Source organism: Polaromonas sp. (assembly GCF_049790275.1).
In the GTDB taxonomy this organism is placed as follows: Bacteria; Pseudomonadota; Gammaproteobacteria; order Burkholderiales; family Burkholderiaceae_C; genus Polaromonas.
In genome coordinates, this window is record NZ_JBAQYR010000010.1 from 34,060 (window position 1) to 55,671 (window position 21,612).

Annotated in this window: 20 protein-coding genes; 12 read left to right on the forward strand and 8 right to left on the reverse strand. The window is 63.5% G+C overall.

Going from position 1 to position 21,612, the window contains the following annotated elements:
- Positions 1 to 18: 18 nt before the first annotated feature.
- Positions 19 to 1,326, forward strand: a complete 1,308-nt coding sequence (locus WA904_RS01455; protein WP_425195347.1) for a D-amino acid dehydrogenase — start codon at positions 19 to 21, stop codon at positions 1,324 to 1,326.
- Here WA904_RS01455 and WA904_RS01460 read toward each other — a convergent pair.
- Positions 1,317 to 2,243 carry an HTH-type transcriptional regulator ArgP gene (locus WA904_RS01460; protein ID WP_425195348.1) on the reverse strand — a complete coding sequence of 309 codons (927 nt, stop codon included), beginning with the start codon at positions 2,241 to 2,243 and terminating at the stop codon, positions 1,317 to 1,319. The two genes, WA904_RS01455 and WA904_RS01460, sit on opposite strands and share 10 nt — an antisense overlap.
- 115 nt (positions 2,244 to 2,358) lie before the next feature.
- Here WA904_RS01460 and WA904_RS01465 point away from each other — a divergent pair, with 115 nt between their 5' ends.
- Entirely contained in the window at positions 2,359 to 2,994 is a 636-nt protein-coding gene (locus WA904_RS01465) for a LysE/ArgO family amino acid transporter (RefSeq protein WP_425195349.1), read from the forward strand.
- A 25-nt stretch (positions 2,995 to 3,019) separates the two neighbouring features.
- Here the strand turns inward: WA904_RS01465 and WA904_RS01470 are convergent, their stop codons facing one another.
- The 4 genes from WA904_RS01470 to WA904_RS01485 all read right to left on the reverse strand — a co-directional run bounded on the left by WA904_RS01470 (position 3,020) and on the right by WA904_RS01485 (position 6,715).
- Positions 3,020 to 3,469: a DUF2214 family protein gene (locus WA904_RS01470; protein WP_425195350.1), complete on the reverse strand. Its 450-nt coding sequence runs from the start codon at positions 3,467 to 3,469 to the stop codon at positions 3,020 to 3,022.
- A 13-nt stretch (positions 3,470 to 3,482) separates the two neighbouring features.
- Positions 3,483 to 4,520, reverse strand: a complete 1,038-nt coding sequence (locus tag WA904_RS01475; protein WP_425195351.1) for a LysR family transcriptional regulator — start codon at positions 4,518 to 4,520, stop codon at positions 3,483 to 3,485.
- Positions 4,521 to 4,569: 49 nt separating this feature from the next.
- A complete protein-coding gene (locus tag WA904_RS01480) occupies positions 4,570 to 5,706 on the reverse strand; it encodes a CaiB/BaiF CoA transferase family protein (RefSeq protein ID WP_425195374.1) in 1,137 nt (378 codons plus the stop codon).
- Positions 5,707 to 5,773: 67 nt separating this feature from the next.
- A complete protein-coding gene (locus tag WA904_RS01485) occupies positions 5,774 to 6,715 on the reverse strand; it encodes a hydroxymethylglutaryl-CoA lyase (RefSeq protein ID WP_425195352.1) in 942 nt (313 codons plus the stop codon).
- A gap of 100 nt (positions 6,716 to 6,815) precedes the next feature.
- Here WA904_RS01485 and WA904_RS01490 point away from each other — a divergent pair, with 100 nt between their 5' ends.
- The gene (locus WA904_RS01490) at positions 6,816 to 7,544 is read left to right on the forward strand and encodes an IclR family transcriptional regulator (RefSeq protein WP_425195353.1); all 729 of its coding nucleotides are present in this window, start codon (positions 6,816 to 6,818) and stop codon (positions 7,542 to 7,544) included.
- Positions 7,545 to 7,581: 37 nt separating this feature from the next.
- On the opposite strand, the gene WA904_RS01495 is transcribed toward WA904_RS01490, so the two are convergent.
- On the reverse strand, positions 7,582 to 8,508 hold the full coding sequence (locus tag WA904_RS01495; protein ID WP_425195354.1) for an aldose 1-epimerase: 927 nt from the start codon (positions 8,506 to 8,508) through the stop codon (positions 7,582 to 7,584).
- Between the two features lie 52 nt (positions 8,509 to 8,560).
- On the reverse strand, positions 8,561 to 9,502 hold the full coding sequence (locus WA904_RS01500) for an SMP-30/gluconolactonase/LRE family protein (protein WP_425195355.1): 942 nt from the start codon (positions 9,500 to 9,502) through the stop codon (positions 8,561 to 8,563).
- Between the two features lie 133 nt (positions 9,503 to 9,635).
- Between WA904_RS01500 and WA904_RS01505 the strand changes: the two genes are divergently transcribed.
- Positions 9,636 to 10,448, forward strand: coding sequence for an SDR family NAD(P)-dependent oxidoreductase (locus tag WA904_RS01505; protein WP_425195356.1), 813 nt, complete (start codon positions 9,636 to 9,638; stop codon positions 10,446 to 10,448).
- 2 nt (positions 10,449 to 10,450) lie between these two features.
- Here WA904_RS01505 and WA904_RS01510 read toward each other — a convergent pair whose 3' ends face one another.
- Entirely contained in the window at positions 10,451 to 11,410 is a 960-nt protein-coding gene (locus WA904_RS01510) for a LysR family transcriptional regulator (protein ID WP_425195357.1), read from the reverse strand.
- A gap of 106 nt (positions 11,411 to 11,516) precedes the next feature.
- Between WA904_RS01510 and WA904_RS01515 the strand changes: the two genes are divergently transcribed.
- The 8 genes from WA904_RS01515 (at position 11,517) to yjfF (ending at position 21,609) form a co-directional block, all read left to right on the forward strand.
- A complete protein-coding gene (locus tag WA904_RS01515; protein WP_425195358.1) occupies positions 11,517 to 12,968 on the forward strand; it encodes an aldehyde dehydrogenase family protein in 1,452 nt (483 codons plus the stop codon).
- Positions 12,969 to 13,022: 54 nt separating this feature from the next.
- The gene (locus tag WA904_RS01520; RefSeq protein ID WP_425195359.1) at positions 13,023 to 13,988 is read left to right on the forward strand and encodes an ABC transporter substrate-binding protein; all 966 of its coding nucleotides are present in this window, start codon (positions 13,023 to 13,025) and stop codon (positions 13,986 to 13,988) included.
- Between the two features lie 65 nt (positions 13,989 to 14,053).
- The gene (gene chvE, locus WA904_RS01525) at positions 14,054 to 15,124 is read left to right on the forward strand and encodes a multiple monosaccharide ABC transporter substrate-binding protein (RefSeq protein WP_425195360.1); all 1,071 of its coding nucleotides are present in this window, start codon (positions 14,054 to 14,056) and stop codon (positions 15,122 to 15,124) included.
- A gap of 105 nt (positions 15,125 to 15,229) precedes the next feature.
- Positions 15,230 to 16,735: a multiple monosaccharide ABC transporter ATP-binding protein gene (gene mmsA / locus WA904_RS01530; RefSeq protein WP_425195375.1), complete on the forward strand. Its 1,506-nt coding sequence runs from the start codon at positions 15,230 to 15,232 to the stop codon at positions 16,733 to 16,735.
- 4 nt (positions 16,736 to 16,739) lie between these two features.
- Entirely contained in the window at positions 16,740 to 17,957 is a 1,218-nt protein-coding gene (gene mmsB, locus WA904_RS01535) for a multiple monosaccharide ABC transporter permease (protein WP_425195361.1), read from the forward strand.
- Between the two features lie 55 nt (positions 17,958 to 18,012).
- On the forward strand, positions 18,013 to 19,539 hold the full coding sequence (locus WA904_RS01540; protein WP_425195362.1) for a sugar ABC transporter ATP-binding protein: 1,527 nt from the start codon (positions 18,013 to 18,015) through the stop codon (positions 19,537 to 19,539).
- Positions 19,532 to 20,581: an ABC transporter permease gene (locus WA904_RS01545; protein ID WP_425195363.1), complete on the forward strand. Its 1,050-nt coding sequence runs from the start codon at positions 19,532 to 19,534 to the stop codon at positions 20,579 to 20,581. Before WA904_RS01540 ends, WA904_RS01545 begins: the two co-directional genes overlap by 8 nt.
- Positions 20,578 to 21,609, forward strand: coding sequence for a galactofuranose ABC transporter, permease protein YjfF (gene yjfF, locus WA904_RS01550; protein WP_425195364.1), 1,032 nt, complete (start codon positions 20,578 to 20,580; stop codon positions 21,607 to 21,609). The genes WA904_RS01545 and yjfF overlap by 4 nt, the downstream gene beginning before the upstream one ends.
- Positions 21,610 to 21,612 lie beyond the last annotated feature (3 nt).

The window sequence follows — 21,612 nt, forward strand, 5'->3', positions numbered from 1 at the left end:
TTTTTCCTTGGGGTTTTCATGAAAGTCACCGTTTTGGGTGCCGGCGTCACCGGTATCACCTCCGCCTGGTTTTTGCACCAGGCCGGCCACGAAGTCACCGTCATCGATCGCCAGCCCGGCGCAGGGCTGGAAACCAGCTTTGCCAACGGCGGACAGATCTCCGTCAGCCATGCCGAGCCCTGGGCCAACCCGGGTGCACCGCTGAAAGTATTGAAATGGCTGATGCGCGAAGACGCGCCGCTGCTGTTTCGCCTGCGCCCCGACCTGAACCAGTGGCTCTGGGGCCTGGACTTCCTGCGCCAGTGCACGCCGGGCCGCACGCGCCACAACATCAGGCAGATCGTGAACCTGGGCCTGTACAGCCGCGCCACGCTGCAGAACCTGCGCGCCGCCACCGGCATCGATTACCAGCAGAAGACCGAAGGCATCCTGCACTTCTACACCAGTGAAAAAGAGTATGCCGATGCGCAGGCACCGGCCGCACTGATGCGCGAGTACGGTTGCGAGCTCGACATGAAAACGCCGGAGGAATGCATCGCCATCGAACCGGCGCTGGCCGCCAGCCGCGACAAGCTGGTGGGCGGCAGCATGACGGCCAGCGACGAGTCGGGTGATGCCCACCAGTTCACCGCCAGGCTGGCGGCCTTGTGCGCATCGGCCGGGGTCGAGTTTCTGTACAACACCCGCATCGTCGGTGCGCGCCAGGAGGGCGGTGCGCTGGCGGGCGTGCAGATCGCCAATGCCGACGGCATCGTCAGCGAGGTCCAGTCCGACGCCTACGTGATGTGCCTGGGTGCCTACAGCCCGCAGTGGGCGCGCTTGCTGGGCCAGACCCTGCGCATCTACCCGGCCAAGGGCTACTCGGTCACGCTGCCAGTGATCAATGAGGCGGCTTCATTCAATGTCTCGCTGACCGATGACGAGTACAAGCTGGTGTTTTCGCGCCTGGGCAACCGGCTGCGGATTGCCGGCACGGCCGAGCTGGGCGGCTACAACACCGATCTGAACCTGGTACGTTGCGAGGCCATTGTGCGGCGCGTACGCGAGCTGTTCCCGGAAATGACGGACGGGCAAAACGCGCAGTATTGGACCGGTCTGCGGCCGGCCACACCGTCCAACGTGCCCTACATCGGCGCCTCGGCCACCCGCAAACTGTTCCTGAACACGGGGCACGGCACGCTGGGCTGGACACACGCCTGCGGCTCGGGCGCGGCGATTACCGACATCGTGAGCGGACGCGTGCCGGAAGTGGACTTTGCGTTCACCGGTCTCTCGCGGGAGGGCAAAAAGATCTGGTGGCGCAAGCCGGCAGCAGCTCAGGCCTGACGCAAGCGGGCGCGGGCAGCGTCTTTCACGGCCCGCGTCAGCCGCTGTGCAAGCACCGGCTCCCGCGCCCAGTGTTGCCAGTACAAGGCGACATCCACCCACCGGCCGGGCAGCACCTCGGCCAGCGGCGGGCGATGGCCGCGTGCGGCCAGCAGCAGTTCGGGCACCATGCCCCAGCCCATGCCCAACTCCAGCGCCAGTTCAAAAGCATCGACCGCGGGCACGAAATGGCGCGGGTAGCCAGCAACGCGCAGCCCGAAATGCTGTGCGAGAAACGTATCCTGCAGCGCATCCTTGCGGTTGAAGATCACCGCAGGATTTTCGAGCAGCTGATGGGCTGACAAGGCGCCCCGGGAGGCGCCGGCTTTCCATTGTGCGATCAAGGCCGGCGCGGCCACGCAGTGGTAACGCATCGCGCCCAAAGGTTCGGCCACGCACCCACGCATGGGCTCTGCCAGGGTGGTGACACACCCCGTCACGTCACCGCTTTGAAGGGCGTCATGGGTGTGGTCCTGGTCATCAATCACGATGTCCAGCAGCAGATGGTGTTTTTGCAAGGCCATGGCCGCTCCCGGCAAAAACCAGCTGGTCAGCGAATCGGCGTTCACCGCCACACTCAAGCTGCGCCATTGGGCAGCCTTGCCTGTTGTGCCGCCTCCTTGGCGCCCATCCAGCGCACCCAGCAAGTCCGCCTCCATCAAACGCACCTGGCGCACATGCGCCAGCAAGGACTGGCCCGCCGGCGTGGCACGCACCGCTTTGCCGCGAACCAGCAAACGCTGGCCCATGGCCTCTTCCAGTGACTTGATGCGCAGCGACACTGCGGCCAGGGTCAGACTGAGTGACTTCGCCGCAGCGCCAAAACTGCCGTGTTCGATCACGGCGGCAAGAGCGTCGAGCTGGCGGGCATCAAGCATATGAAGAGGTTAATTTTTAATTGAGCAAAGTCAATTTTAGTTAATTTCCTTTAAACGAACGACTCTCTGCAGAAAACTGGGTGTTTTCCTGTCGACTGACTGCACCCCATTACTTATGGCATCCCTCACCGCTTCCGCCTTTTTTGCCGGCATGGTCTTGAGCCTCTCGCTCATCATGGCCATTGGCCCGCAGAACGCGCATGTCATCCGCGCGGGGCTGTCGCGTCAGCACCTCTGGTTGACCATTGCCATCTGCACAGCCACTGACGTGGTGCTGATCACCATCGGCGTGGCCGGGCTGGCACAACTGGGTGGCCAAACCGGCTGGCTGTTGCGCGCCATGACCGGCGCCGGCGCGGTGGTACTGCTTTTATATGGCGCTCACGCGATGAAGCGATTCATCAAGCCAACGACACGCGCTGCGGCAGACGGAGCAAATCCACCAGCGGTGCATGCCACGCGGCGCGAGGCGGTCGGCCTGGCGCTGGCCCTGTCCTGGCTGAATCCGCATGCCTGGCTGGACACCGCGGTGCTGATCGGCACGGCTTCCCTGGCTTATGCGCAGCCAGACAATGCGGTGTTCGGCCTGGGTGCGGCAACCGGCTCTTTGCTGTGGTTCACCAGCCTGGGGGCAGCACTCTGGTGCATGGGACGCCGGCTTGATTCACCGCTGATCTGGCGGGTGCTGGACCTGCTGGTGGCCCTGATGATGTGGGGCACCGCTTTCTGGCTGTTGCAAGGCCTGCTCTAGGCTGTCTTCACCGTAAGAGCGAGCCCTAGCCAAAACCGCGCGCCAGGAACACCGCGGCCAGCGGGATAAAAGGCAGGATGTGCGCCTGCACCATGACCAGCCTGCGTGCTTTCTGGACCGACGCCGCATCGGGCAAGGCGCCGCTTGCACGCAGCTCCCGCCGCCAACGGGCGAACATCAGCGTGGGCTTGATGGACAGCAACCCGATCGCCACAAACAGCGCCAGCTTGACATAAAACAGCGGGTTGGTGGCATACCAGCTCGCGCCCTTGGCGCCAAGGAAGACGCGCAGCAAACCGGTCAGGAGAACGGCAACGGCTGCGATGCCGTAAATCAGGTCGATCTTGCGCAGGCGCTCGACCACCGCTGCGTTCAGCCATTCAGAACGGCACAGGGCCGCCTCGCTGGCAAGAAACACCACCATGGTCAGGATGGCCAGGATATGGGCATAGGCGAGCAGGGCTTCCAGTGTCATGCGATGGTCCTTTTCAGTGGCGCGGGGCGCGCAGGCTGGCCCAGAACTCGGGCTGGCCGTAATTGTGCTTGAGGAAGTCTATCCACAGGCGCACCCGCAACGGCAGGTGCTTGCGCTGGGGGAACACAGCGTAGATGCCATTCGGCGGCGCATCGAAGTCCTGCAGCAGCGCGACCAGCTTGCCTTCGGCAATTTCGGCCTCGACCTCCCAGGTACTGCGCCAGGCAATGCCATAACCTTCCATGCACCAGTCGTGCAGAACCTGGCCGTCCGAGCAATCGAGCGGGCCGCCGGGTTTGAGGTGGATGACATCGAAGTCGCCGCCACCTGCCGCGTCCGTCAGGACGCCTTCACGTTGTGGCCCCTGGGCGTTGCGCGGAACGCCGGTGCCCGCATGGGCGCCTTCAGGTTGCCGCCCCTGGGCGTTGCGCGGAACGCGAAACGCCCATCCGCGGGTTTGCGATGCGTCGCTGGACAGGGTCAGGCAGTCGAACTTCGCCAGGTCGGTGGGATGCTGCGGCGTGCCGTGACGCTTCAAATAGCCGGGCGTGGCCACGCAGAGGCGGCGGTTGTCGGCCATGCGCACACTGACCAGCGACGAGTCGGGCATGTCACCCACACGCACCGCGCAGTCAAAACCCTCACCCGCCAGATCGACCACGCGATCGCTGAGGTTCAACGAGATCGTGACATCGGCATGCAGCTCGCGAAAACGCGGCACCAGCGGTGCCACATGGCGGCGCCCGAAGCCGGCAGGCGCCGTGATGCGCAGGTGCCCACTGGCCTTGACGCCGCCGGCCGAGACGCTGGCCTCGGCATTGGCAACATCAATCAGCAGGCGCTGGCAGTCCTCAAGGAAAGCACTGCCTTCGTGCGTCAGCGTGATGCGGCGCGTGGTGCGCACCAGCAACTTGACGCCCAGCCGCTCCTCCAGCGCATCCAGCCGGCGCCCCATGATGGCAGGCGCCACACCCTCGGCATTGGCGGCGGCAGTCAGGCTGCCGCGCGTGGCCACTGAGACGAAGGATTCCATCTGCTTGAGTTTGTCCATGGCCCGCGATTATGCGCATGAAAGGTGGCAATGGGTGCTCAAAGGTCTTTTATTGCGCCACGGCCACTACAGCACCCGCGACCAGCGCGGCCACTTCCGCCTCGCTGTAACCCAGGCTGGCCAGCAGGCTGCGGCTGTGCTCACCGAGCGCGGGCGGGTTCAGGCGGACACCGGGACGCTCGCCAGCCAGGGTCAGCGGCAACAGTGGCACCTGGGTTGCGCGGCCATCCGGCAGTGTCAGAGGCGCCAGCCCGCCCGTCTGCTGCAGGTGCGGGTCGTCAAACAGGTCTTCGGGCCGGGTGATGGGCGCAAACGGCAAGCCGTGCAGCTCGAACAATGCGCTGAGCTCCGCCGCCGTTCGCGGTGCCAGCCGTTCGCGCAACAGCGGCAACAGCCAGCTGCGCGCACGGACGCGGTCGTTGTTGCTGTCCAGCCGGTGGTCGGCCCGCAGGTCGGCCAAACCGAAAGCATCGCAAAACAGCTGCCACTGGGTGTCACTGACCACGGCCAGAAAAACCTGCGCGCCGTCCCGAACGGTGAACACGTCGTAGATGCCCCAGGCCGAGATGCGCCCCGGCATGGGCGCAGCCGGCTGGCCCGTCACGGCGAACTGCATCATGTGCTGGGCCACGAGGAACACATTGTTTTCAAACAGTGCGGCCTGCACCTCTTGGCCCTTGCCGGTTTTTTCGCGCGCGGCCAGTGCGGCCATGGCACCGATGGCACCGAACATGCCGCCCATGATGTCGTTCACGCTGGCGCCGGCACGCAGCGGATCGCCGGGCCGGCCCGTCATGTAGGCCAGGCCACCCATCATCTGCACCACTTCATCGAGGGCGGTGCGGTGGTCGTAGGGGCCAGGCAGAAACCCCTTGTGGCTCACATAGATCAGCCGCTCGTTCAGTTTGGAGAGGCTGGCGTAATCCAGCCCCAGCTTTTTCATGGTGCCGGGCTTGAAGTTTTCGCTGACGATGTCGGCGGTGGCGATCAGGCGCAACGCCGCCTCGCGGCCTTCGGGTTGCTGCAGGTCCAGCGCGATGCTTTTCTTGTTGCGGTTGAACATCGGGAAGAAACCGGCGCCGGAGCCCAGCAGCCTGCGCGTGTTGTCGCCGGCCAGAGGCTCGACCTTGATCACCTCGGCCCCCAGGTCGGCCAGCACCATGCCGCAGGTCGGGCCCATGACCATGTGGGTGAATTCGACGACACGGATGCCCGCAAAGGGCAGGGTTTTCTGTCCGGCGGAAGCGGTGGCCTCAGACACAGGCGACTCCCTGCACAAAACCTTTGGGCAGGCAGGCCTCGGGTGTCATGCCATAGATCGGCTCACCCGGCAGCCCTGCCCTGAGCGGCACGCGCGCAGCAAGCAGCTTGCCGATGTCAACGCCGGTGCACAGCCCCATGGCCTCGAACATGAAGACCAGGTCTTCCGTCACCACGTTGCCGGAGGCGCCCGGCGCATAGGGGCAGCCCCCCAGCCCGCCCAGGGACGAATCAAACGTGCGCACACCTTCGTCCCAGGCGGCCAGGCAATTGGCCAGACCCAGGCCACGCGTGTTGTGCATGTGCGCGGCACCGGCCCTGTCGCCAATCTCGGCACGCAGCCTTCTGAAGAGGCGGCGCACCTGCGTGGGGTTGGCATAACCGACCGTGTCCGACAAGCCGGATTCGTCCGCACCGGCGGCCACACACTGCGCGGCCAGGCGGATCACGTCGTCCTCGGGCACATCTCCTTGCAGCGTGCAGCCGAAAGCAGTTGAGATACCGACTTCGAGTTGGACCTGGGGTGCCAGTTCGCTGCGCAGCGCGGCAATGGCGCGTATTTCCTCAACCATTTCATCGCGCGTCTTGCGCACATTGGCCAGCGAATGGGCGGCGCTGGCCGACACCGGCACCGTCAGCTTGTGCACACCGGCCTTCAGCGCGCTTTGCGCCCCGCGGCGGTTCGGCACCAGCGCCATCACCGTGAGGCCCGGCAAGCTCAAGGCATGTTCCACCACCTTGGCGCCATCGGCCATCTGCGGAAGGTGTTTGGCCGGCACAAACGAGCAGACCTCAATCTCGCGCAGGCCGGCGTCGTACAGGGCCGTGATCCAGCGCAGCTTGTAGTCGGTGGCCATGGTGCGCGAGACGCTTTGAAGGCCGTCGCGCGGGCCGACCTCGCTGATCAGCACATGGTTTTGAAGGGGAGCTTGCATGATGTTCACTGTTCTGTAAGATAGAACTGTATTCTTTCTATTGGAATGCTGACTGAAGGTCTTGCCTCTGTCAAGCAAGGCTCCGAACTGGAGAGCAGCCATGCCGCGCAAAGCCCGCACCGAATCCATTGCCGATGCCCACGCCGCTCCGGGCGGTGCCGCCGCCGTGGACCGTGCACTCACGCTGCTGTCGGCGTTCAGGTCGGGCGACAGCGTGCTGGGCCTGGTCGAGCTGGCACAGCGCACGCAACTGTATAAAAGCACGGCGCTCCGGTTGCTGGCTTCGCTGGAACACGCGCGGCTGGTACAAAAACTCGGCGACGGACGTTATGCCCTCGGCGCCGAAGTCGCCCGTCTGCATGGCGTGTATGCCGCCTCTTTTTCGCTGGATCAGGTGGTGCTGCCTGTGCTGCGCGAGCTGGTCGCCGCCACAGGTGAAAGCGCGGCCTACCATGTTCGCCAGGGAGAAGCCCGCCTGTGCCTGTACCGGGTGGACTCGCCCCATCCCATCCGCGACCACATCCGTGCGGGCGATGTGCTGCCGGCCGACCGCGGCACAGGCGCTCGTATTTTGATAGCGTTTGGCGCCTGTGGAATAAGGGCTGGAAGCCAAAAAGACCGTCAACTTTACGCAAAAATCCGGGAGCAAGGGTACTACACGGCCGTCGGCGACCGCTTGGCCGAAGTGGCCGGCATTTCGGCACCGGTATTCAAGGCCGACGGTACGCTGGCCGGGGCGCTGACGCTGACCATGCCGGCCAACCGCTACACCGAACGCCATGTCAAGCCCGTGCTCGAAGCCGCACGACGTCTGGCAGGTCAGGTTTGAAAATCGCCCGCAGCCCTGCCTGCGGGCGTACCGGAGTTCAGGCTGCTGTCGCGAGCGGCGCGACACGCCACTGGATGTTGAGCGAGAACTGTTCACCCCGGCCGAGCACACGCAGTCCGGGCTGGCCAGGCATATGAAAGGCGTCGATAGGTTGCGTGATGGGCTCAAAACAGAAAGCCGGTCCCTGCGGGGGCCGGTAGATCAGACAGAAGTGCTGCGCGGCGCCGCCGTCCTGCTCGAAGTCCGGCATGCGGGCCGTGAGCTCCAGGCCCAGCTCGGGCCAGGCAATGCTGGCCTGGCCGCCCCAGCCGGTGTAGCCGTTGTCGATGAGCGGGCCGTTGGCCGGCGCGCCCTCGTTCAGGTTCCAGCCCGTCGGGAAACGGGTCGTGTGCGCAACCGGCAGCGGGTCGTCGCCGCAGAGCCAGAGACCCCGCACCGGCGCAGTGATCCGCGTGGCCGGCGTGCGGGGAAACCAGGGGTGCACGCCCAGGCCGTAAGGCAGCGGCTCTGCTCCGAGGTGGCGCACATGCACTTGCTGGTCCAGCCCGCCCTCCACCAGCCGGAAAGTCTGCATGGCTTCATAGTCATACGGGTTGCCGTCAAAGCGATGCGATGTCAGCGTCATCACCAGTGTGTCGGCGGCCGGCTGCGAAATCTGCCAGGGCTGCAGCCAGCCGTCGCCGTGGATGGGATAGGGCTCGCCGGCGCGGTTCGGGCGCATGGCGTGGAACTGCCCCTCATGCGTGAAGCCGCCGCCGCTGATGCGGTTGGACCACGGCACCATGGCAAACGAGGCTGTCTGGTAAAGATCGCTTGTCTTGCCGTCCCATGGCCGCCAGAGGTCGAGGCGGCCCTGCGGGCGGTCGAGTTGCCAGGCGGCCACGCTGCCGCCCAGCGAGGGAACCAGGCCCAGGTGATGGCCGGCGTGGCGCAGCCAGACCACAGGATGGGCGGATTCGGTCATGGAAAAACTTTCATGGACAAAACAATCTGGGGTGCAGCGGGCAACACGGCGATCAGCCGCCGAACAGGCCGGCAGGCAGCCCCGGGCTGTCGACGGCAGCGGCAAACAGGCCACCGGCCAGCGGTTCGGCAGCAAGTTGTTCAGGCGTGAGCCCGCTGCGGGCAGTGGTGATAAAGAGGGTACGCAAGTCCGGCCCGCCAAAGGCGCAGTTGGTCACATGGCTTGTTGGCAACGGCACGCGGCAGAGTTCCTGCGCGCTCACGGGATCATGGCAGCTGATGCAGGCGCCGCCCCAGTGGGCTATCCACAGCCGGCCGGCGGCGTCCGTGGTCATGCCGTCGGGCACACCGTCGCCGGCTGCAAAGGCCAGCCAAAGCCGCTTGTTTGAAAGCGTTCCCGCCGCGCTGTCGAAGTCATACGCGTGGATGCGGCCATTGACCGTGTCGTTGAAATACAGGGTACGGCCATCGGCAGACCAGGTCGGACCATTGGTCACGGCAAAACCTTCGTCGTGACGGGTGCAGCGGCCGTCCGGGTCGTACCGGTAAAGCGCACCGGTGGGCGCCACGCAGTCAAAGTCCATGGTCCCGCCCCAGAAGCGGCCTTGCGCATCACACTTGCCGTCGTTGAAACGGTTGCCCGGCAGCGCCGGCTCCGGCTGGTGCAGATAGTGCGGTTCGCCGTCGGCCGCGGGGTCAAACAGCGCGAAGCCGCGGCGCATGGTCACGATCAGGCCGGGCGCGTGGGCCCGTTCGGCCAGCGCGGAAATTTCTTCCGAAAAAGACCAGGTGGTGCGCGTGACGCTGGCCGGGTGGTAACGGTGCAGGCGGCACCCAAGAATGTCCACCCAATAGAGGGCTTGTTCACGCGGCGACCACAACACGCCCTCACCCAGGCGCGCCCCGGCAGGATGGACACATTCAACCGTACCCAGCACCGGCGTGCTCAGGGGCTGTCGATCCGTGCCTGCAGCGCTGTCTGGAATCGGACTCACTCATGTCTCCAAGTTGCGGGTCTGTGCGTATGCGCCGTTCCGTTCGAAGGGGCCTCTTGACGCGGTGGATCATATCAATGCATAGTGATGTTGGAAACTTATTATTTTTATATTTATTGATACATAAATTGCAATGTTAAACAATTCGAACTCACCCATCACGCGCACAGCGCCCGCAAGCGGTACCTTGTCCCAATTTCCCAGCCTGAACAAGCGCCCGGTTTTTGTCACCGGCGGAGGAAGCGGCATAGGGGCTGCCATCGTGGCTGCTTTCGCCCAGCAGGGTGCCCGTGTGGCTTTTGTTGATGTCGCGAAGGAAGCCAGTGAGGCGCTGGTGCAGCAATTGGTGCAGGCAGGGCAGGAGCCACCCTGGTGGCGTGTCTGCGACGTACGGGACGTGGCCGCGCTGCAGGCAGCCATCACCGAGGCGGCCGGGGCGCTGGGAGACTTCTCGGTACTGGTCAACAACGTTGCCAGCGACGACCGGCACAGCCTGGAGTCGGTCACGCCGGCTTATTACGACGAGCGCATGGCGATCAATGAACGGCCTGCCTTTTTCGCCATCCAGTCGGTGGTGCCGGGCATGCAGCGGCTGGGCGCGGGGTCCATCATCAACCTGGGCTCGACCGGCTGGCAAGGCAAGGGCGCCGGCTACCCTTGTTACGCCGTTGCCAAATCCTCGGTGAACGGCCTGACGCGCGGACTTGCGAAAACGCTGGGCCAGGACCGCATCCGCATCAACACCGTGTCGCCGGGCTGGGTCATGACCGAGCGGCAGATCAAGCTCTGGCTGGATGCCGAGGGCGAGAAGGAAATCCAGCGCAACCAGTGTCTGCCCGACAAGCTGCTGCCCCATGACATCGCGCGCATGGTGCTGTTCCTCGCTTCCGACGATGCCGCCATGTGCACCGCGCAGGAATTCAAGGTGGACGCCGGCTGGGTCTGACCTTAGTCCAGTTCCAGCTTGCGACCGTAAAGCGTCAGGCTCGCGGTTTTCAGCGCCTTCATCATGACCTTGGCGGCGGGCGATGGCAGCCGGTCGGTGCGGGTGATGATGCCAAAAGCGTCCATGTGGCAAGGCATGGCCAGCGGCAACACCGAAACAATGCCATGCGCCGCGTAATACCGCGCCACATCGGCCGCAAGCACCGCCACCATGTCGCTTTGCTGCAGCATACGCGTGATGAAAAGCAGTGCCGATGACTCGATCACGTTGATGGGCGGTGCGAGCCCGTCTTCCTGGAACATCAGCTCGAACCGGTGCCTCAGCACACTGCCCGCAGGCGGCACAATCCAGCCGGCCGCCACCACGTCGCGCAGGGTCAGGCCCGTCATGCCCAGCAGCGGGTGCCCCGGCCGCGCCACGGCGCACACCGGTTCCTCGGTCAGGGGTTCGTAGCGCAGGTTCGTCTTGTCGTGCTCGGCAAACAGGCGCGCCACGAGGATGTCGAGCTTGCCCTGCTCCAGCCGCTCCAGCAGCACCGGGCTGGTTTCGATGTCCAGTGAAATACGCAGGCTCGGATGTTCCTGCTTGACGAGGGCGACCGCCGGCGGCAGCAGGGCCAGCCCGGGCGAAGTGATCGCGCCTATGCCGACCTGCCCGAAGTGACCGGTCTTGAGCGCGGTGAGCTCGTCGTGCGCCTGGTTCAGGCTGGCCAGCGCCATCCGTGCGTGCCGGATCATGGTTTCGCCGTACCAGGTCGGCCGCATGCCCCTGGGCAGGCGCTCGAACAGTGGTACTTCCAGAACGTCTTCCAGATCCTTGAGCAGCTTGGAGGCGGCGGGCTGCGTCATGCTGAGCACCTGCGCGGCGCGATGGATATTGCCCTCCTCAGCCAGGGCAACCAGCAGCAGCAATTGCCGGGTTTTGAGCCGTGCGCGTATGAACCAGTGGTTGTAAGTGCTCATCGGGTTTTCCAGAATGCATGGATTGATATGCATTTTGTCAAAAAAACGATTGGATTGATATCAAAATCAATCCTAGACTGCAGGCCGATATGAAAAAGAGGCTTTCATGAAGTTTGGCGAGATGCAGCAAAGTGCCCGGCACTACATCAATGGCCGTTGGGAAACCGGTACCACCACCGGGACCAGCGAAAACCCTTCGGATACCCGGGAAGTGGTGGCCGAGTACGCACGGGCCGACCGCAACCAGACCGAACTGGCGATCCGCGCCGCAGCCGATGCCCTGCCGCACTGGAGCCACAGCACCCCGCAGCGTCGCGCCGACGTCCTCGACCAGATAGGCAATGAAATCCTGGCGCGCAAGGACGAGCTGGGCATGCTGCTGGCAAGGGAAGAAGGGAAAACGCTGCCGGAAGGCATTGGCGAGGTGGCGCGCGCCGGGCAGATCTTCAAATTCTTCGCGGGTGAAGCGCTGCGCATTCCCGGGGAGACCATGGCCTCGGTCCGGCCGGGCATCCAGGTCGACGTCACCCGGGAACCCGTCGGCGTGGTGGGAATCATTGCGCCATGGAATTTCCCTTTTGCCATACCGGCCTGGAAAATTGCACCCGCACTGGCCTATGGCAATACCGTGGTCTTCAAGCCTGCCGAGCTGGTGCCCACCTGCGGTTGGGCGCTGGCAGAAATCATCAGCCGCTGTGGGCTCCCGGCCGGTGTCTTCAATCTGGTCATGGGCAGCGGCCGCGAAGTCGGGCAAACGCTGGTGGACCATCCCCTGGTGAATGCCTTGAGCTTCACCGGTTCCATGGCCACCGGCGAGCGCATTCTCCAGTCCGCCGCCGCACGCCGCGCCAAGGTGCAACTGGAAATGGGCGGCAAAAATCCACTGGTGGTTCTGGCTGACGCCGATCTCGACCAGGCCATCGAATGCGCGGTGCAAGGCTCCTACTTCTCCACCGGCCAGCGCTGCACGGCATCGAGCCGCCTGATTGTTGAAGAGCCGGTGCATGACGCATTTGTTGCCCGGTTGCGCAACCGTCTGGCAGGGCTCAAGGTCGGCCACGCGCTGGAGCGCGGCATCGATATCGGGCCGGTGGTTGACCGCGGCCAGCTTGAACAGAATCAGTCCTATCTGGACATCGCGCGTAACGAAGGTGCCGAGCATGTCTGGGGCGGCGAGTTGCTGGAACGCCCGACACCCGGGCACTACATGAGCCCCGCGCTGTTCCTGGCCCGGCCGGAACACCGCGTCGCGCGCGAAGAAATTTTCGGGCCCATCGCCTGCGTATTGCGCGCCGACGACTATGAACACGCGCTGGCTTTGGCCAACGACACGCCGTTCGGCCTGTGCGCGGGCATTTGCACCACCTCGCTCAAACACGCCACGCATTTCAGGCGTCACGCCGAGGTCGGCATGACCATGGTCAACCTGCCCACCGCCGGCGTCGATTTCCACGTGCCGTTTGGCGGACGCAAAGGGTCAAGTTATGGCTCGCGTGAACAGGGTCGCTATGCCGCGGAGTTTTATACCACTGTCAAGACCGGCTACGTGCTAGCCTGAGTCACTGAAGATCACCAGAGAGCTGTTAGTTTTTATTTCAACCAAGGAGACAATATGAAGCTGAACCGTCGCACCCTCGCTGCCGCACTTGCCTGCGCCCCCCTTGCCGGACTGCTGCCGGCCTCGGTCCTGGCCCAGAAACCCATTGTGCTGGGCTTCAGCCAGGTCGGTGCAGAAAGCGAATGGCGTACCGCCAACACCGAGTCGATCAAATCGGCAGCCAAGGAGGCCGGTATCGAGCTCAAGTTCTCCGATGCCCAGCAGAAACAGGAGAACCAGATCAAGGCGATCCGCTCCTTCATTGCGCAGAAAGTGGATGTGATCGCGTTCTCGCCGGTGGTCGAGTCGGGCTGGGAAACCGTGCTGCGTGAAGCCAAGGCCGCCAAGATCCCCGTCGTGCTGACCGACCGCGCGGTGAACACCAAGGACACCTCGCTGTATGTCTCCTTCATGGGTTCCGACTTTGTGGAAGAAGGCCGCAAGGCAGGCCGCTGGCTGGTTGAAAAAATGAAAGGCACGAGCGGCCAGGTCAACATCGTGGAACTGCAGGGCACTGTCGGCTCGGCACCTGCCATCGACCGCAAGAAGGGTTTTGAAGAAATCATCAAGGCCGACCCCAAATTCAAGATCATCCGTTCGCAGACCGGCGACTTCACCCGCGCCAAGGGCAAGGAAGTGATGGAAGCCTTCCTCAAGGCCGAAGGCAAGAAGATCAATGTACTTTTCGCGCACAACGACGACATGGCCATAGGCGCGATCCAGGCCATTGAAGAAGCAGGCATGAAGCCGGCCAAGGACATCACCATCATCTCGATCGACGCCGTGAAGGGCGCCTTCGAAGCCATGATCGCCGGCAAGCTCAATGTGTCGGTGGAATGCAGCCCACTGCTGGGCCCGCAGCTGATGTCAGCCGTGAAGGACATCAAGGCCGGCAAACCGGTTCAGAAACGTATCGTTACCGAAGAAGGCATTTTTCCGATGGAAGTAGCCGCCAAGGAATTCCCCAAGCGTAAGTACTGATCTGCATTCCCGACGGTGCGCCTGATACTGGGGCGCACCCCCCAACATTCCAAGGAGACAACTTCATGAAGCGTACATTTCTTCAAGCCGCGCTGGCCGGCCTCGTCCTGAGCACTGTCGGCATCGCGCCAGCGGCCTGGGCGCAAGACAAGGGCAGCATCGGCATTTCGATGCCGACCAAGTCCTCGGCCCGCTGGATCGCCGACGGCGACAACATGGTCAAGGTGCTCAAGGAACGCGGCTACAAGACCGATCTGCAGTACGCTGACGACGACATCCCGAACCAGCTGGCCCAGATAGAGAACATGATCACCAAGGGCGTGAAAGTGCTGGTGATCGCCTCCATCGACGGCACCACGCTGTCCAAGGCGTTGCAGAACGCGGCCGACAAGGGCGTCAAGGTCATCGCTTACGACCGGCTGATCAAGGGTTCGAAAAACGTGGACTACTACGCCACTTTCGACAACTTCCAGGTCGGCGTGCTGCAGGCCACGTCCATTGTCGACAAGCTGGGGCTGAAGCAGGGCAAGGGGCCCTTCAACATCGAGCTCTTCGGCGGATCGCCCGACGACAACAACGCCTTTTTCTTCTACGACGGCGCCATGAGTGTGCTCAAGCCCTACATCGACAGCGGAAAACTGGTGGTGCGCAGCAAGCAGATGGGCATGAACAAGGTGGGCACCTTGCGCTGGGACGGTTCGGTGGCGCAGGCGCGCATGGACAACCTGCTGTCGGCCTATTACGGTAAAGACAAGATCCACGCAGTGCTGTCACCGTACGACGGCCTGTCCATCGGCATCCTGTCCTCCCTCAAAGGTGTGGGTTACTGCACGGCGCAGCAACCCTGCCCGGTGGTCAGCGGCCAGGACGCGGAAATCCCCTCGGTCAAATCCATCCTGAAGGGCGAGCAGTACTCCACCGTGTTCAAGGACACGCGCGAGCTGGCCAAGGTGACGGCCAACATGGTGGACGCCACGCTCTCCGGCAAGCAACCCGAGATCAATGACACCAAGACCTACAACAACGGCGTGAAGGTGGTGCCCTCCTACCTGCTCAAGCCGGTGGCAGTGGATGCTTCCAACTGGAACAAGGTACTGATAGGCAGCGGTTACTACAAAGAGTCGCAGATCAAGTAACCCGTTGAAGCAGACGGTCCCGCGCCGCGAGGCACGGGACCGTCTGCGCTCAAAGGTGCGAACCACTTTTGCACCAAAGGACAGGCATTGGAAACGATTCTCGAGATGCGCGACATCCGCAAAACCTTTCCGGGGGTGGTCGCGCTGGACAAAGTCAACCTGCGCGTTCGCGCCGGTGAAATCCACGCCCTCGTCGGCGAAAACGGCGCCGGCAAATCGACCTTGATGAAAGTGCTTTCGGGCGTCCATCCGCACGGCTCCTACAGTGGCGAGATTGTCTACGACGGACAGGAGCGCCGCTTCATGGGCATCCATGACAGCGAGCAGCTGGGCGTCATCATCATCCACCAGGAGCTGGCACTGGTGCCTTTGCTGTCGATTGCGGAAAACATCTTTCTGGGCAAGGAAACCGCAAAACACGGCGTGATCGACTGGATGGCCGCCCACAGCAAGACGCAGGCCCTGCTGAAAAAAGTGGGCCTCAAGGAGTCGCCAGCCACGTTGATCACCGACATCGGCGTGGGCAAGCAGCAGCTGGTGGAAATCGCCAAGGCGCTGTCCCGGCAGGTGAAGCTGCTCATCCTCGACGAACCCACGGCCAGCCTCAACGAAACCGACAGCCAGGCGCTGCTGGACCTGCTGCTCGAGCTCAAGGGCCAGGGCATCACCTGCATCCTGATTTCGCACAAGCTCAACGAGATTTCGCGCGTGGCGGACGCCATCACCATCCTGCGCGACGGCAGCACGGTGGAAACACTCGACTGCCGCGCCGACACCGTCAGCGAAGACCGCGTGATTCGCGGCATGGTGGGCAGGGAAATGGCTGATCGCTACCCCCCACGCCAGCCGCAAATCGGCGAGACCGTGTTTGAAGTGCGCGACTGGAATGTCCACCACCCGCTGCACACCGACAGGCAGTTCATCAAGGGCGTCAACCTCCAGGTGCGCCGCGGCGAGATCGTCGGCATCGCCGGGTTGATGGGCGCCGGGCGCACCGAGCTGGCGATGAGTATTTTTGGCCGCTCATGGGGACACCGGATCAACGGCCAGGTGCTGCTGTATGGCAAAGCCATCGACGTGAGCACAGTGGAGAAAGCCGTTCGCCATGGCCTGGCCTATGTCACCGAGGATCGCAAGGGCAATGGCCTAGTACTCGGGGAAGACATCCAGTTCAATGTGTCGCTGGCCAATCTCGACGGTGTTTCAACCGCGGCCGTGATCAACAGTGGCCGTGAATACCAGGTCGCGCAGCGTTACCGGGACAAACTTCGCATCCGCTGCTCGGGCGTCGGGCAAAAAGCCGTCAACCTCTCGGGCGGTAACCAGCAGAAAGTGGTGCTCAGCAAATGGCTTTTCACCAACCCCGAGGTTCTCATCCTCGATGAACCCACGCGCGGCATCGACGTGGGAGCCAAGTACGAGATCTACACCCTTATCGCCCAGCTCGCGGCCGAGGGGAAATGTGTGGTCTTCATTTCCTCGGAAATGCCCGAGTTGCTGGGCATGTCGGATCGCATCTACGTGATGAACGAGGGCCGGTTCATCGCCGAAATGCCGACTGCGGAAGCCTCCCAGGAAAAGATCATGCGAGCGATCGTGAAAGCGAGCTGAGAAGATGAACAACAAACACCCCGACGCCACCACCCAGCCTGCCGAGGCAGTTTCAAACGGCGACAAATCGCCGCTCGACTACCTGAAGCACAACTTCCGCGAGTACGGCATGCTGATCACGCTGGTGGCCATCATGGCCTTTTTCCAGTACATGACCGAGGGCACGCTGATGCAGCCCCTCAACCTCACCAATCTCGTGCTGCAGAACAGCTACATCGTCATCATGGCGCTGGGCATGCTGATGGTCATTGTGGCGGGGCACATCGACCTGTCGGTGGGATCGGTGTGCGGCTTCATAGGCGCCCTGGCAGCCGTTCTGATGGTGCAGTACGAGTGGCATTTTGTGCCCGCCTCGCTGTTGTGCCTTGCCTGCGGCGCACTGATAGGCGCCACCCAGGGCTGGTTCATCGCCTTCTTCCGCATTCCCTCCTTCATTGTCACCCTCGCGGGCATGCTGGTGTTCAAGGGGCTGGCGCTGGCGCTGCTGCAGGGACAGTCGGTGGGCCCCTTCCCCGACTCCTTCCAGATGCTCAGCTCCGGCTTCATGCCCGACCTGCTGAACGCGGAAGGCCTGCGCATGACTTCCCTGCTGCTGGGCGTGGCTGTGGCGGGCCTGCTGGCAGTGGCAGGCCTGCGCGGTCGGGCGAACCAGCTCAAGCACGGCATCCAGGCCGAACCTGCGGTCATCTTCTTCACGAAGACAGCTGTGTTTGCCGCATTGCTGGTTTATTTCAGTTACCTGCTGGCTTCGTACAAAGGCCTGCCCAACGTGCTGATCGTGATGGCGCTGCTGATCTTCCTGTTCGACTTCGTCACCAGCCGCACGACCATAGGCCGGCGGGTCTATGCCCTGGGCGGCAACGAAAAGGCCGCCAAGCTGTCGGGCATCAAAACCGAGCGTCTGGCCTTTTACACCTTCGTCAACATGGGCGTGCTGGCAGCGCTGGCGGGCCTGGTGTTCGCCGCACGCCTGAACACGGCCACACCCAAAGCCGGCCTGGGTTTCGAGCTGGACGTGATCGCCGCCTGCTTCATCGGCGGGGCTTCAGCCTCGGGCGGTGTGGGCAAGGTCATGGGGGCAGTGATAGGCGCCTTCGTGATGGGTGTGATGAACAACGGCATGTCCATCCTCGGCGTCGGCATCGATTACCAGCAGGTCATCAAGGGCGTGGTGCTGCTGGCCGCGGTGTTTGTCGACGTCTACAACAAGAACAAGGCATGAGCTGCCCGGCCACTCCGAAGGCAAATACCGCAGCGCATGGCGCGGAGCTTGCCCCATGACCCAGGCCGGTCCCCAGCCCGTGCTCGAACTCACGGGTATCCACAAGCAGTTTGCCGGCATCCCGGCACTGCACGACGTGCGCTTGCGCCTGTACCCTGGTGAAATACATGCGTTGATGGGGCAAAACGGTGCGGGCAAATCCACGCTGATCAAGGTGCTCACCGGCGTGCTGGAAGCCAGCGGCGGACACATGCTGCTCGCCGGCCAGCCAGTGTGGCCCAGCTCGCCTCTGGCCGCGCAGAAGCTGGGTATCAGCACGGTCTACCAGGAAGTCAATCTCTGCCCCAACCTGTCAGTGGCAGAAAACATTTTTGCAGGCCGCTATCCACGGCACGGCATGGCGCAGGGCTACCGCATCGACTGGGCCACATTGAACCGCCGCGCGCACGAGCTGGTCAGCCGCATCGGCCTGGACATCGACGTCACGCGCCTGCTGTCCAGCTACCCGGTTGCCGTGCAGCAACTGGTGGCGATAGCGCGCGCCATCAGCATCGAATCGAAAGTGCTGATTCTCGACGAGCCGACCTCCAGCCTGGACGACGACGAGGTGCAGAAACTCTTTGAGGTGCTGCGCCGCTTGCGCGACGGCGGACTCGCCATCGTTTTTGTGACCCACTTTCTCAACCAGGTCTATGCCGTGTCGGACCGCATCACCGTCCTGCGCAACGGCACCTGGGTTGGCGAATGGCGGGCCAGCGAACTGGGACCCCAGGCACTGATCGCGGCCATGCTCGGCCGGGAACTGGCCGCGCAATCCGCAGCTGCCGCGGCACCTCCGCCGTTTGATGACGCGTTGCCGGCACTGCTGCAAGCCGAAGGCCTGGGGCAGGCCGGCCAGTTGCAGCCGCTGGACCTGCGTGTACGTGCCGGCGAGGTGGTGGGCCTGGCCGGGTTGCTGGGTGCAGGGCGCACGGAACTGGCCCGACTGTTGTTCGGCCTGGAGACGCCCGATCGCGGCGCGCTCAGGATCGACGGCCAGGTGGTCACTTTTTCCAGCCCCGCCGATGCGATCCGCCACGGCCTGGCACTGTGCCCGGAAGAGCGCAAGACCGATGGCATCGTGGCCGAGCTGTCGCTGCGCGAAAACATCGCGCTGGCCCTGCAGGCCCGCATGGGCATGCGACGCTTTCTTTCACGGGCCGAGCAGACCGCACTGGCTGAACGTTTTGTCCAGGCGATGGGCATCAAGACCGCGAGTGTGGACACGCCCATCGGCCTGCTGTCGGGCGGCAACCAGCAAAAAGCCATGATCGCGCGCTGGCTCGCAACCGAACCGCGTCTGCTGATCCTCGACGAACCGACGCGCGGCATCGACGTTGCTGCCAAGCAGGAAATCATGGAACAGATCCTGCGATTGGCGCAGGCCGGCATGGCCGTGGTCTTCATCTCTTCCGAAATGAACGAGGTGGTGCGGGTGGCGCACCGCATCGTCGTGCTGCGCGACCGGCGCAAGGTTGGCGAACTGCCCGCGGGCAGCAGCGAAGACACCGTCTATGAACTGATTGCCTCTGAACATGTCTGAAGCTTCCCACTCCCCCCTTGCTGCGTTGCTGCGGCACCGCCTGGCCTGGCCCCTGCTCACACTGGTGCTGTTGCTGGTGGTGAACACGGCTTTTAACGCCAGCTTTTTGCACATCGAGTGGCGCAACGGCCACCTCTACGGCAGCCTGATCGACATTCTCAACCGCGCAGCGCCGCTGGTGCTGGTGTCGCTGGGTATGACGATGGTGATTGCCACGCGCGGCATCGATATTTCCGTGGGCGCCGTGGTAGCCATTGCGGCCGCAGTGGCCGCCTGGATGATAGGCGGTTCGGTGTCGGGAAGCGTGAGCCGTTTCCCGATGCCTCTGGCGATTCTGGCGGCGCTGGGTATCGCATTCCTTTGCGGACTGTGGAATGGCCTGCTGGTCGCCAGGGTTGGCATGCAACCGATCATTGCCACGCTGATCCTCATGGTGGCGGGCCGCGGTATCGCACAGCTGATCACCGATGGGCAGATCATTACCATCTACTACGCCCCCTTCTTCTTCCTGGGCGGCGGCTACCTCCTGGGCTTGCCGTTCTCGCTGTTCATTGCCGCAACGGTGTTCGCTGCGCTTTATCTGGCTGTGACGCGTACGGCCCTGGGTCTGTTCGTCCAGGCAGTCGGCATCAACCCGACAGCGGCCCGCGTGGCCGGCGTACAGGCCCGGCGACTGATCATTGCCGCCTATGCCTTCTGCGGCCTGTGTGCCGGCATTGCTGGTTTGTTGATCAGCTCCAACGTCAAAAGCGCCGACGGCAACAATGCCGGCCAGCTGCTCGAGCTCGACGCCATCCTGGCCGTGACGCTGGGCGGAACCGCCCTCACCGGTGGACGCTTCAGCCTGGTAGGCAGCGTGATCGGCGCCCTGATCATCCAGACCCTGACCTATGCCATCTACTCCCTGGGCGTTCCGCCCGAGATCAACCTGGTGGTCAAGGCCGTGGTGGTGTTTGTCGTGATGCTGCTGCAATCGCCAGAGTTCCGCGCTCAGGTCGGCACCTGGGTGCGCCGGCCGGCAGCGCGTGAGATGTTGTCATGAGCGGGGCCGTGACCACCCCAGCGGCAGCGAGCGCACCCAAACAGCCGGAGCGTTCGGCGGTGTCTCGCTTCAACCCCAAATACCTGCCGCTGGTGGCCACCATTTCATTGTTCATGGCCATGGCGACCATGGGCTCGGTGCTTTACAGCGGTTTTTTCTCGGCACAGGTCTTCCTCAACCTGCTGGTAGACAACGCCTTCCTGATCGTCGTCGCGGTGGGAATGACCTTTGTCATTCTTTCCGGCGGCATCGACCTGTCGGTCGGCTCGGTGATAGCGCTGACCACCATGGTCTCCGCTTCGCTGGTGGAACACCGCGGCTGGAGCCCGGCCTTGGTGATTCCGCTGGTGCTCCTCATGGGGGCGGCCTTCGGCGCTTTCATGGGTTTTCTGATCGAGCGCTTCCGCCTGCAGCCTTTCATCGTGACGCTGGCCGGCATGTTTCTCGCGCGTGGTCTGTGCTACCTGATCAGCGTCGACTCGATCAGCATGACCAACGAGTTTTATTCAGAGCTCTCGCAGTGGCGCGTTTCCCTGTGGGAGGGCGCCTCGCTTTCCGTTGGTGCGGTGATCGCCATTGCCGTGCTGCTGGCGGCGGTGTTCATTGCACACTGCACGTCGTTCGGTCGCACTGTTTACGCGATTGGAGGCAGCGAACAGTCGGCGCTGCTGATGGGCCTGCCGGTACGTGCCACGCTGGTGGGGGTGTACACGCTCTCCGGGTTTTGCTCGGCGCTGGCAGGCGTGGTCTTCACCTTCTACATGCTCTCGGGCTACGGCTTGCATGCTGTCGGCATGGAGCTCGACGCCATAGCCGCGGTGGTCATCGGCGGCACGCTGCTCACCGGCGGCGTGGGTTATGTGGCCGGCACGCTGTTCGGCGTGCTGATGCTCGGGATCATCCAGACCCTGATTTCCTTCGACGGCACCCTGAGCTCCTGGTGGACACGCATTGTCGTCGGAGCCCTGCTGTTCGTTTTCTGCCTGCTGCAGCGCCTGCTGACGAGCCGCCGAACCAAATCTTCCTGAAAT